At 65.3% G+C, this 10,529-nt stretch carries 12 protein-coding genes; 9 read left to right on the top strand and 3 right to left on the bottom strand.

Going from position 1 to position 10,529, the window contains the following annotated elements:
- The 5 genes from E2583_RS22410 to E2583_RS22390 all read left to right on the top strand — a co-directional run.
- Positions 1-569: branched-chain amino acid ABC transporter permease (locus E2583_RS22410; RefSeq protein WP_291598807.1), on the top strand; the 569-nt coding region annotated here is incomplete at its 5' end.
- Positions 566-1,513: a branched-chain amino acid ABC transporter permease gene (locus tag E2583_RS22405; RefSeq protein WP_291598805.1), complete on the top strand. Its 948-nt coding sequence runs from the start codon at positions 566-568 to the stop codon at positions 1,511-1,513. The genes E2583_RS22410 and E2583_RS22405, both read left to right, overlap by 4 nt.
- Complete coding sequence (locus E2583_RS22400) at positions 1,510-2,280, top strand: ABC transporter ATP-binding protein (protein WP_291598803.1); 771 nt, start codon at positions 1,510-1,512, stop codon at positions 2,278-2,280. The genes E2583_RS22405 and E2583_RS22400 overlap by 4 nt, the downstream gene beginning before the upstream one ends.
- On the top strand, positions 2,273-2,986 hold the full coding sequence (locus tag E2583_RS22395) for an ABC transporter ATP-binding protein (protein ID WP_043004312.1): 714 nt from the start codon (positions 2,273-2,275) through the stop codon (positions 2,984-2,986). The genes E2583_RS22400 and E2583_RS22395 overlap by 8 nt, the downstream gene beginning before the upstream one ends.
- A gap of 22 nt (positions 2,987-3,008) precedes the next feature.
- Complete coding sequence (locus E2583_RS22390) at positions 3,009-4,460, top strand: aldehyde dehydrogenase (protein ID WP_291598800.1); 1,452 nt, start codon at positions 3,009-3,011, stop codon at positions 4,458-4,460.
- Between the two features lie 275 nt (positions 4,461-4,735).
- Here E2583_RS22390 and E2583_RS22385 read toward each other — a convergent pair whose 3' ends face one another.
- Entirely contained in the window at positions 4,736-5,521 is a 786-nt protein-coding gene (locus E2583_RS22385; RefSeq protein ID WP_291598798.1) for a DUF2076 family protein, read from the bottom strand.
- 235 nt (positions 5,522-5,756) lie between these two features.
- Here E2583_RS22385 and E2583_RS22380 point away from each other — a divergent pair, with 235 nt between their 5' ends.
- Complete coding sequence (locus tag E2583_RS22380; protein ID WP_291598796.1) at positions 5,757-6,278, top strand: FKBP-type peptidyl-prolyl cis-trans isomerase; 522 nt, start codon at positions 5,757-5,759, stop codon at positions 6,276-6,278.
- A gap of 187 nt (positions 6,279-6,465) precedes the next feature.
- On the opposite strand, the gene E2583_RS22375 is transcribed toward E2583_RS22380, so the two are convergent.
- Together E2583_RS22375 and E2583_RS22370 are read right to left on the bottom strand one after the other, a co-directional pair.
- Positions 6,466-7,086 (bottom strand): glycine zipper 2TM domain-containing protein, encoded by a 621-nt coding sequence (locus tag E2583_RS22375; protein WP_291598794.1) that lies wholly within the window; start codon positions 7,084-7,086, stop codon positions 6,466-6,468.
- 273 nt (positions 7,087-7,359) lie between these two features.
- The gene (locus E2583_RS22370) at positions 7,360-7,743 is read right to left on the bottom strand and encodes a PepSY domain-containing protein (RefSeq protein ID WP_291598791.1); all 384 of its coding nucleotides are present in this window, start codon (positions 7,741-7,743) and stop codon (positions 7,360-7,362) included.
- A 279-nt stretch (positions 7,744-8,022) separates the two neighbouring features.
- On the opposite strand from E2583_RS22370, the gene E2583_RS22365 reads away from it, so the two are divergent.
- The 3 genes from E2583_RS22365 to E2583_RS22355 are packed head-to-tail and all read left to right on the top strand — an operon-like array spanning position 8,023 to position 10,524.
- Positions 8,023-8,331, top strand: a complete 309-nt coding sequence (locus tag E2583_RS22365) for a PepSY domain-containing protein (RefSeq protein ID WP_291598810.1) — start codon at positions 8,023-8,025, stop codon at positions 8,329-8,331.
- Between the two features lie 28 nt (positions 8,332-8,359).
- Positions 8,360-9,031 (top strand): response regulator transcription factor, encoded by a 672-nt coding sequence (locus tag E2583_RS22360; RefSeq protein WP_291598790.1) that lies wholly within the window; start codon positions 8,360-8,362, stop codon positions 9,029-9,031.
- Between the two features lie 5 nt (positions 9,032-9,036).
- The gene (locus tag E2583_RS22355) at positions 9,037-10,524 is read left to right on the top strand and encodes a sensor histidine kinase (protein ID WP_291598788.1); all 1,488 of its coding nucleotides are present in this window, start codon (positions 9,037-9,039) and stop codon (positions 10,522-10,524) included.
- The last annotated feature ends 5 nt before the right edge of the window (positions 10,525-10,529 follow it).

Raw genomic sequence — 10,529 nt, 5'->3', positions numbered from 1 at the left:
CCACCTTCGGCATGCTGTTCGTCGTGCAGGGCGTCATGCTGGTGATGTTCGGCGGCGACTATCACAGCTACAGCTATCTGTCCGAACCCGTGGAGATCCTGGGCAGCAAGGTCGCTGCCAACCGTCTGCTGGTACTGGGCTTTGCCATCGTGCTGGGCGGCGGCCTGTACCTGCTGCTGACGCGCACCCGCGCCGGTGCCGTGGTGCGCGCCGTGTCCGTGGCACCGCAGTTCGCACATCTGGTCGGCATCAATGTGCGCAGCACGGCGGCACTGGCCTACGGTCTGGGCGGTGCACTGGTGGCGGTCTGCGGCGTGCTGGTCAGCATGTTTCTGCCCTTCTCGGCCGGCATGGGCACCCTGTTTGCCATGAAGGCGCTGATCGTCGTCATCATGGGCGGCGTGGGCAATCTCATGGGCTGCCTGGTCGCCGGCATGCTTCTGGGCTTTGCCGAAACGCTGGTGGCCTCCTTTGTCGACCCCGGCCTGACGCTGGCCGTCAATTACGCAGTGTTCCTGCTGGTGCTACTGTTCAAGCCCACGGGTTTGTTCGGGAGGGCCGCACGATGAATCAGCATCGCAAGGAAATCCTGATCTGGGCCGTCAGCGCCGCCGCCCTGCTGGGCCTGGCACTGCTGCCGCGCTGGCTGACGGACGAGTACTACCTCTCGCTCATGATCAGCATCCTGATGTACTGCGTGCTGGCCACGGCCTGGGCGCTGTTCTCGGGACCGACGCGCTATATCTCGCTGGCCACCGTCGCCTTCTTCGGCATGGGCGCCTATGTCACCGCCGTGTTCGGCGAGTCCCTGCCCTGGGCCGCCGTGCTGGGCATTGCGGCCGGCGTGGGCCTGGTCATGGCCTTGATCGTGGGGCTGTCCACGCTGCGGCTGTCGGGCGTGTACTTCGTGATCTTCAGCTTCGGCCTGGCCGAGCTGGTCAAGCAGCTCGTCACCTGGTGGGAAGTCAACATCACCAAGGACCTGGGCCGCTATGTATTCGTGGAGATCACCCAGCTCGATATCTACTGGCAGCTGCTGGCCATGCTGGCCCTGGTGCTGGCGCTGCGCGCCCTCATCAACCGCTCGCGCCTGGGTCTGGCCCTGCGCGTGATCGGCGAGGACGAGACCGTGGCTACCCATGTGGGCATCAACACCACCACGGCCAAGCTGCTGCTGTTTGCCGTCAGCGCCGTGTTCATCACCGTCACGGGCGCCATCATGGCTCCGCGCTGGACCTATATCGACCCCAGCATTGCCTTTGCTCCCGCCGTCTCGTTCCAGACGCTGATCATGGCTTTGCTCGGCGGCGCCGGCGCGCTGTTCGGCCCGATTCTGGGGGCCGTCCCGCTGGTGCTGCTGTTCGAGTACCTGGGTGCCAACTTCCCCAACCATTTCTCGATTCTGCTGGGCCTGGTGTTCATCGTGATCGTCTACTTCATTCCCCAGGGCCTGTCTGGCGTGCTGGCCAGACGGCCGGGCAGAAATGCGGCCAGCAAGGGAGACCAGCCATGAAGACCGCCACCCTGCTTTCCGTGCGCGGCGCCACCAGGCGCTTCGGCGGCCTGGTGGCCGTCAACGAACTGAGTTTTGACGTCTACCCGGGCGAGGTCGTGGGCCTGCTCGGCCCCAATGGATCGGGCAAGACCACGGCCATGAATCTGATCTCGGGCGCCCTGCCCGTCTACGGCGGCGAGATCGTATTCAACGGCAAGCCCATCCACCCGCTCAAAAGCCACCAGATCGCCCGCCTGGGCGTGGCGCGCACCTTCCAGCTGGTCAAGGTGCTGGGCTCCATGAGCTGCACCGACAACGTCATTGCCGGCATGGCCTTCAAGCCCCGACCACTGTTTGGCAAGCCGGCCGCTGCGCGTGCCCTGCAACTGCTCAATCAGGTGGGTCTGCCCGAATTTGCGAGTACTCCTGCAGGCGACCTCACCTATATCAACCAGAAGCGTCTGGAGCTGGCCCGCGCGCTGGCGCTGGAGCCGCAGATCCTGCTGCTCGACGAATGGCTGGCCGGACTCAACCCCACGGAGCTGCAGCAGGGCATTGCACTGATCCGGCAGCTGCAGGCCACGGGGCTGACGATTCTCATGGTCGAACATGTGATGGACGCCGTGCACGCGCTGTGCAGCCGCTGCGTGGTGATGAACGCGGGCACAAAAATAGCCGACGGTCCCACGGCCCAGGTGCTCAAAGAGCCCGAGGTGGTGCGTGCCTATCTGGGGGAAGAAGCGAGTGCAGATGAAGACCGGTCAGCGGAGGCCAGCCATGCTTGAAGTGCGCAATATCTCGGTGAGCTACGGCAAGCATGAGGCGCTGCACCAAGTCAGCCTGCAGGTTCGGCCCGGCGAGCTGGTCGTCATGCTGGGCGCCAACGGAGCGGGCAAGTCCAGCCTGCTCAAGGCGCTGGGCGGCATGGTCACGCCGCAGGCCGGTGCCAGCGCGCAACTGGCCGGTCAGGAGCTGATGCAGCTGCCGCCGCATGCCATCGTGCAATCGGGCCTGGCCCTGGTGCCCGAGGGGCGCGGCGTGTTCGGCGATCTCAGCGTCAAGGAAAACCTGCTGCTGGGTGCCCAGCCCCGGCGCGCACGCGCCAATGAAGCCAGGAATCTCGAGCAGGTCTTCGCCCTCTTTCCCAAGCTGCGTGATCGTCTGGCCCAGGCCGTGCGCACCATGAGCGGCGGCGAGCAGCAGATGGTGGCCGTGGGCCGCGCGTTGATGAGCCAGCCCGATATCCTGTTGCTGGACGAGCCTTCTCTGGGCCTGTCGCCGCTGATGTGCAAAGAGCTGTTCGCAGCCTTGGCGCGCATCAAGACACTGGGCATGGGCGTGCTGCTGGTGGAACAGAACGCGCGCCAGAGCCTGGCTATTGCCGACCGTGGTTACTTGCTGGAAACCGGGCGCATCGTGGGCGAAGGCTCGGCCGCAGAACTCAGCAGCAGCCCCGCCGTGCGCCGCGCTTATTTAGGCGGTGAACACTGAACACTGAAAAGGAGACCCAAAAATGATCGAACAAAAAATGCTGATAGCCGGCCAGGAATGCGCAGCCGGCAATGGCGCGACTTTTGAACGCAGGAACCCGCTGGATGGCAGCGTGGCCACACGCGCGCCGGCAGCCACGACCGAGGATGCGATCCGCGCCTGCGATGCAGCGGCAGCAGCCTTCCCCGCCTGGTCGCAACTGGGGCCGAACGCCCGCCGCGCCATGCTGATGAAGGCCTCGCAGGCGCTGGAAGCCAAGGGCGAAGCGATTGCCGCGGCCATGGCCGCAGAAACCGGTGCCTCGGGCATCTGGGCCGGTTTCAACGTGCATCTGGCCGCCAGCATGCTGCTGGAAGCAGCTTCGCTGACCACGCAGATCAATGGCGAGATCATCCCGTCGGACGTGCCCGGCAGCGTGGCCATGGCCGTGCGCCAGCCCGCCGGCGTGGTACTGGGCATCGCGCCCTGGAATGCCCCCGTGATTCTGGCCGTGCGCAGCATCTCCACGGCCCTGGCCTGCGGCAACACCGTGATTCTCAAGGGCTCGGAACTCTGCCCCGCCACCCACGGCCTGATCATCGAGGCGCTGCAGGACGCAGGCCTGCCCGCCGGTGTGGTGAACTTTGTGACCAATGCCCCTGCCGATGCAGGCGCTGTGGTTGAAGCCATCGTGGCCCACCCGGCCGTGCGCCGCGTGAGCTTTACCGGCTCCACCAAGGTGGGCCGCATCATCGGCCAGACCTGTGCCAGACATCTCAAGCCCGCGCTGCTGGAGCTCGGCGGCAAGGCCCCCTTCCTGGTGCTGGACGATGCCGATATCGATGCGGCCGTGAACGCCGCCACCTTTGGCGCGTTTGCCAACTCGGGCCAGATCTGCATGTCCACCGAGCGCTTCGTGGTGGATAACAAGGTGGCCGACGAGTTCATCGCCAAGTTTGCCGCCAAGGCCCGGAGCCTGCCACTGGGTGACCCGCGCAAGGGCCCCGTGGTGCTGGGCTCGGTGATCGATCTGGCAACGGTGGAGCGCTGCAATGCCATGATCGATGACGCGCTGGCCAAGGGCGGAAAACTGGTCTGCGGCGGCAAGGCCGAGAGCACACTGATGCCTGCCACGCTGATCGACCATGTGACGCCCGCGATGCGCATCTTCCACGAGGAGACCTTCGGCCCGGTCAAGGGCATCGTGCGCGTGAACGGCGAGGAAGAAGCCATTGCCACGGCCAATGACAACGAGTTCGGTCTGTCCTCCGCAGTCTTCACCCGGGACACGGCCCGCGGCTGGCGTGTGGCTGCGCGCATCGAGGCCGGCATCTGCCATATCAACGGCCCCACGGTGCATGACGAAGCCCAGATGCCGTTTGGCGGCGTCAAGGCCTCGGGCTATGGCCATTTCGGCGGCCAGCAGGGCATCAATGCCTTTACCGAAACCCGCTGGGTGACCATGCAGACCGCAGAACGCCACTATCCGTTCTAAAGACTCCCCCTGAGCGGCTTTGCCTGGGCGGCCCCGCCGCTTCCCCCTCTGCTTCGCGGAGGGGGACGACAGCTTTGCTGCGCGGCGGCGCTTGCTTGCCGCCCCACACTTAGGTCGCGCCCTCGTTAAAGCTCGCGCCCATCGCTACTGAAATTAAAAAAGCCACCTGATTTGAAAACGCCAGGTGTCTTTCTTTTTTCCTTCTCACTATCTAATCCATAGCTGCAGCGTTTGATGGAAAAGGGCTTGAGCCTCAAAAATCTCAAAGCCTGTAATCAGGCAAAGTCATCGTCAAAGAAGCCGCCGCCATCGTCCCAACTGCCGCTGTCAAAGCTGGCTGAGTTGTCTATGCTGCCAAGGCCCGCATCGTTGGCCAGGCTCGAGGTATTGCCGCTGTCGCCATGCAGGCCCTGGCTGCTGCTGTCCTGCACCAGCGACTTGCTTTCGCTGCCGCCGCCCTGGCTGCCCGAGCCGGCGTGATGGCCGCCCATCAGATTCTCCAGTCCGTTGAACAGAAACATGCCGCCCGCCACACCGGCTGCGGCCGCTGCGGCATTGCCCAGGAAGCTGCTGCCGGTCGCGGCAGCTGGCTGGCCGTAGGCCTGCGGCGCTGCAGCACGGGGCGCAGAGCCGCCGCCAAAGAAACGGTCGCGCCAGCTGGAGGGCTGAGGCGCTGCTTGCGGCTGGTACTGAGGCTGATACTGGGGCTGATAGGGAGGCTGGGTACTGGCAGCGTAGCCGCCGTCCTCGGCATAACGCTCGGGAGCGCGGCCGAAGTGCGTGCCCAGGCCGCCCGAGAGAAAGCTGCCTGCGCCCTGGCTCTGGCTCTGGCTTTGCTGGGCCTGTTTCAGCTGCTGCTGCAGCTCGCCGATCTGCTGCTGGGCCTGCTCAATGGCTTGCTCCAGCATCAAGGTGCGCTGGGCCAGCCAGTAGACCGCATCGGGCGCGGTGCCCAATCCGCGGCGCAGCTCGGCATCGGCCTGCGCGTCCTTGGGCTGGCCCTGGGTCAGCGTCAGCCTGGCGCACAGGTCTTGCAGCAGTTGTTGTTCCTGAGGGGTCATGGTGCCTTCCTTTAAGCCCGCAAATTACTTGCAGCAGAGATGGGGCCAGTATGCAGGCCTGCAAGAGTGCCAATGTGAAGGCCGTGCAAGTGCTTTTTGCAGGGTGTAACAAAAGGCCTGTGCTGCAGTTGCGGGCAGCGCATGGGACAATGCCTGCCATTGCGCCACGGCCGTGGCGGCGTTTCAATTTCGGCTGCGGGACTGGCCCGCGGCCCACCAACTGCATACACACACCATGGAAGTTACCCAACAATGCGTGGTCGCCCTGACCTGGACACTGAAAGACACCCTGGGCGAGGAGCTGGACGTGCTGGACGAGCCCGTGGAATTTCTCGTCGGCGGCGATGACCTGTTCAAGCGCATCGAAGAGGCGCTGCAAGGCCATGTGGTCGGCGACCAGCTGGATCTGCACCTGGAGCCCGAGGAAGCATTCGGCGACTATGACGAAAGCCTGATCTTCCTGGAAAAGCGCGAGCTGTTTCCTGAAGAAATCGAGGAAGGCATGAGCTTCGAGAGCAGCGCCCTGCCCAAGGGCACCAGCCCCGTGCCTGCCGATCTGCTCTACACGGTCACGGAAATCTATCCCGAGCATGTGGTGCTGGACGGCAACCACCCGCTGGCCGGCATTGCCATCCGCCTGCACCTCAAGATCGCAGCCGTGCGCGAGGCCACCGAAGAAGAGATCGGCCGCGGCACGGCCGGCACGGGCTTCTTCCGTATCGAGCCCATGGCTCCGGGCAGCGAGACACTGCACTGACCTCCCTGAGGCGCTGTGTGCGTCTTGCCCCGAGCGGACGACAGCTTCGCGGCGGGGAAGCGGCCCCCAGGCCCTCGCTTGCCATCTCCGGCCTGGGAGCACGCCAGTTTTGACGTCTTGCTACCCCTGACCGGGTGACATCAAAAGGGACTCCTCGGAGTCCCTTTTGTCATGCGCGCCCGACGGTTCAGCGGCGGAAGATCTGGTTGCCTTCCACGCGCACGTATTCGCCGATGCTCAGCTGCGGAGGCTGCTGATAGTCCAGAGCACGCACGCTGCCGTCCTGCAGCTGCACGGTGACGCGGTAGATATCGCGCACGCTGCCGCCACCGACGCTGTTCTGCACGGCGTTGCCGGCCAATGCACCGCCCACCACACCGGCAATCGTGGCCAGCGTACGGCCGGAGCCCTTGCCCACCTGATTGCCCAGCACGCCGCCGATCACGCCGCCGGCAATTGCTCCACCCGCGCCGATGCCGCTGCCATCCTGCACGCGCACGGTCTCGATGTTCATCACACGGCCCTGCTGGGCATATTGCTGGGGCTGCTGCGAGTAGCAATTGGGGTTGTTGTAGCCGCAGTTACTGGCGGGGTAGGTCTGGACCTGGTTGTTGCCGACGGGGTAAGCCTGGGTGCTGCCGGGGTAGCCCGAGCCAGAATACGCCCCCTGGGAGTAGCCGCCCTGGTAGCCGCTATTCTGGTAGCCGCTATTCTGATAGCCGCCTTGAGGATAGGCCGCGCAGGCCGACAGAACCGCAACGATTGCGCTCACCATGGCCATGCGGCCCCAGCGTTGATTGATTTGCATGGAAATCTCCTGAATGGCGCACGCACACCGCATGCGCCGCAGTCCCTGTTATGAGTGGCTCTGCAAACCTTGCATGGTCTGCCTCCCCCATGCAACGCAGCACCCGCTCGCCAGGACGACAGGTTTCACATTTGCTCACAATACCGGACGCCCCGCGAAACCGTTTACAACGGGTCAAATCAAGCCCTTGTCCTTCGCAGTGACCCTGTCCAAGACCATATTGCAGAAACCATCATCCAGGCCGGCTCAGCCACGATCAGAACAAGAACAGCATCAGTCTCTGGTGCGTACGCGCAGCACTGCGCCGCTGCGGCCGTCCACATAGAGCTTCACAAGGCGTCCGTCACCGGCCGTGGCCTTGACCTTGTAGAGTCCGTCGTCCCACTCCACCTCCTGGAATTCGCGATAGCCGGCCTTTTCCAGCCGCTCGCAGACTTCGCGGATAGACAGAGCGGGCCCGAGAGTCATGCCGCGCACGGCAGCCACCGAGGCCGAGGCACGATCCGCCACAGCGTTGCCTGCGGCGGCCAGGCAGGTGCAGGCCGACAGCAGGGCCGCGCCAGCGAGCAAGACCGTGCCGCTGCGACGCCGCAGGCATCGGGATACGGACAGGGGGCCTGGGGACACGGGAAAAGCCGGGCGGGGAAGATGGGACATGGAAACTCCTGCAGTCGCTGGGTCAAAGAGAGGGACAAAACACGGCCCGCCAGTGCACAGGCCCTGTGCAGCGGGATGGGGCCGATTGTTCGCAAGGCAGGCTGAACCGTGTCTGAAGCCGCCATTCAGCTTCCATTCATCGATGCCGGCCTATAACCTCGACTGCAGAGCGCCGCCAGGCCGCATCACTTCCACTCCAGCCCCTTCGCCATGACCTCTTACAACGCCTCGAATGCACCGCAATCCCTGCCGCGCCCGCGCCGTCGCGCCGTTCATGCCATGCTGGCCATGCTGCTGGCCACGGCCAGCCTTGCCGTACTGAGCCTGTGGCCCGCGACCTCGGATGCCGGGGACAACGATCATGAACTCGCCCGCCAGGCCTTGCGCCAGGGCCAGGTGCTGCCGCTGCGCACGGTCCTGGATCTGGTCGAGCAGCAGTACCCGGGCCAGGTCATCAAGGTGGAGTTCGACCGTGAGGACGGCCGCTTTGTCTACGAGATCCGGCTGCTGCAAAGCGATGGCAAGGTGGTCAAGCTGGAGATCGATGCCGGCAGCGGCAAGCTGATCAGCATGAAGCGCAAGAAGTGAACCCCGGCACCCAGGAAGGCTATAGAGCATGCGAATCCTGCTGATTGAAGACGAACCCACGCTGCGCGAGCAGCTGCATCAGGCCCTGCTGCAGGCCGGCCACACCGTGGAGACGGCCGCCGATGGCGAGACGGCGCAATACCTGGGCGAGGTGGAGAGCTTCGACGCTGCAGTGCTGGACCTGGGCCTGCCGGTGCGCGACGGGCTGAGCGTGCTGCGCGCCTGGCGCGCTCAGGGCCGCTCCATGCCGGTGCTCATCCTCACCGCCAGAGCCGCCTGGCATGAAAAAGTCGCAGGCATGGATGCCGGAGCCGATGACTATCTGGCCAAGCCCTTCCATATGGAAGAACTGCTGGCCCGCCTGCGCGCGCTGCTGCGGCGCCTGAGCCCGCATGCCAGCGCACTCTGGCAATGCGGTGCCATCACGCTGGATTCGCGCCAGGCGCGCGTCACCGTCGAAGGCCGGGCCCTGGCGCTGACCAGCCATGAATTCAAGGTGCTGGCCCTGCTGATGCAGCGCATGGGGGCCGTGGTCTCACGCACCGAGCTGTCCGAGCATATCTATCCGCAGGACAGCGACCGCGACTCCAACACCATCGAGGTCTTTGTCGGACGCCTGCGGAAAAAGCTGCCCGCTGGCTCGATCGAAACCGTGCGCGGTCTGGGCTATCGCCTGGTCCCGCCGACCAACCATGCGTAAACCCTATGTCCGAGCACACTCCGACCTCCCCCATGACCCCACAGCCGCCTCCGCAGAATGCAGGCTCCTGGAAGAACTCGCTGCGCCTGCGGCTGCTGGCCGGCACCCTGATCTGGGTACTGGCAGCCCTTCTGCTCACGGGCTGGGGCCTGCGCACGCTGTTTGCCGAGCACCTGACCCAGCAGCTGCGCAGCCAGCTGGTGGCCAAGCTGGACCGCCTCAGCGGCGCCGTCAACTACCACCCGGACCAGGCCGTCCCGGTCACGGTTTCGCCCTTCTCCGGTGACCCCTTGCTGCAGCAGCCCCTGTCCGGCATGTATTGGCAGGTGGACCAGCTGGATGCTGCCGGCAGACAGACGGTGCAGGCCGGCATCCAGCGCTCGCGCTCGCTCTGGGACCAGACCCTGGACTGGCCTTTCTTCCAGGCCGACAAGGTCTGGGAGCCCACCCTGCCGCTGCACGCACCGGCCAGCTACGGCCATATGTCGGACGGCAACGGCAACACCCTGGTGATCGTGACGCGTACCGTGCAGCTGCCCGAGGCCGATGCGCCACCGCTGCGGCTGATGATTGCTGCCGACGCAGCCATGCTGGCCACGCCGCTGCAGCGCTTCACCAAGATGCTGGTAGCCGCACTGTGCATGCTGGCAGCAGGGCTGATCGCCGCCGTGGTTGTACAGCTGCAGCTGGCGCTGGCACCGCTGGCCGCCCTGCGCCGCCAGCTGGCCGCCGTGAGCCAGGGGGACGCCCCGGAAATCAGGGGCGATCACCCTGCCGAGATCATGCCCCTGGTGCAGGAATTCAACCATGTGCTGCGCATGAATGCGGACATGGTGGAGCGGGCCCGCACCCAGGCCGGCAATCTGGCGCATGCGGTCAATACGCCGCTGAGCATCATGGGCAACGCGGCGGCGCAGCAGGACAGCGCGCTGGCGACCCTGGTGCGCGAGCAGGTCGCCATTGCCAGCCGGCAGGTCGAATATCACCTGGCGCGCGCCCGTGCTGCCGCCGCTGCGGCACAGCAGGGTCATGGCCTGCGAACTCCGCTGGCAGGCCCGCTGAACGCCCTGGTCCATACCATGGACAAGCTGCATGCAGCGCGCGGCATACGCTTCGAGATGCACGGAGATGCCTCCCGATGGGACTTCAAGGGCGACTCCCAGGATCTGATGGAGATGCTGGGCAATCTGCTGGACAACGCCGGCAAATGGGCGCGCAGGCAGGTCGTGCTGAGGGTCGAGCCGGCAAGCGGGGAGGGCCGGCCGCTGACGCTGTGCATCGATGATGACGGCCCGGGCATCGCCCCCGAGCTGCGCGAGCGCATCTTTGCGCGCGGCGAGCGGCTGGACGAACAGCGTCCCGGCGCCGGTCTGGGTCTGGACATCGTGCGCGATCTGGTTCAGACGTACGGGGGCAGCATCCGTGCACTGCCATCCCCTCTGGGCGGGCTGCGCATGGAGCTGCAACTGCCTGGTGCCCGGCACCACGACTGAAGTCG

The organism is Comamonas sp., assembly GCF_009360615.1.
Classification (GTDB): domain Bacteria; phylum Pseudomonadota; class Gammaproteobacteria; order Burkholderiales; family Burkholderiaceae_C; genus Comamonas.
Note: the sequence above shows the minus strand (reverse complement) of the source record. Positions and strands in the feature narration are given on the sequence as shown.

Coding starts and splice junctions, on each gene's coding strand:
- E2583_RS22370 (WP_291598791.1), bottom strand. CDS start 7,743: ATGTCCCATCTTCCCCGCCCGGCTTTTCCCGTGTCCCCAGGCCCCCTG.
- E2583_RS22390 (WP_291598800.1), top strand. CDS start 3,009: ATGATCGAACAAAAAATGCTGATAGCCGGCCAGGAATGCGCAGCCGGC.
- E2583_RS22360 (WP_291598790.1), top strand. CDS start 8,360: ATGCGAATCCTGCTGATTGAAGACGAACCCACGCTGCGCGAGCAGCTG.
- E2583_RS22380 (WP_291598796.1), top strand. CDS start 5,757: ATGGAAGTTACCCAACAATGCGTGGTCGCCCTGACCTGGACACTGAAA.
- E2583_RS22365 (WP_291598810.1), top strand. CDS start 8,023: ATGCTGGCCATGCTGCTGGCCACGGCCAGCCTTGCCGTACTGAGCCTG.
- E2583_RS22395 (WP_043004312.1), top strand. CDS start 2,273: ATGCTTGAAGTGCGCAATATCTCGGTGAGCTACGGCAAGCATGAGGCG.
- E2583_RS22375 (WP_291598794.1), bottom strand. CDS start 7,086: ATGCAAATCAATCAACGCTGGGGCCGCATGGCCATGGTGAGCGCAATC.
- E2583_RS22355 (WP_291598788.1), top strand. CDS start 9,037: ATGTCCGAGCACACTCCGACCTCCCCCATGACCCCACAGCCGCCTCCG.
- E2583_RS22400 (WP_291598803.1), top strand. CDS start 1,510: ATGAAGACCGCCACCCTGCTTTCCGTGCGCGGCGCCACCAGGCGCTTC.
- E2583_RS22405 (WP_291598805.1), top strand. CDS start 566: ATGAATCAGCATCGCAAGGAAATCCTGATCTGGGCCGTCAGCGCCGCC.
- E2583_RS22385 (WP_291598798.1), bottom strand. CDS start 5,521: ATGACCCCTCAGGAACAACAACTGCTGCAAGACCTGTGCGCCAGGCTG.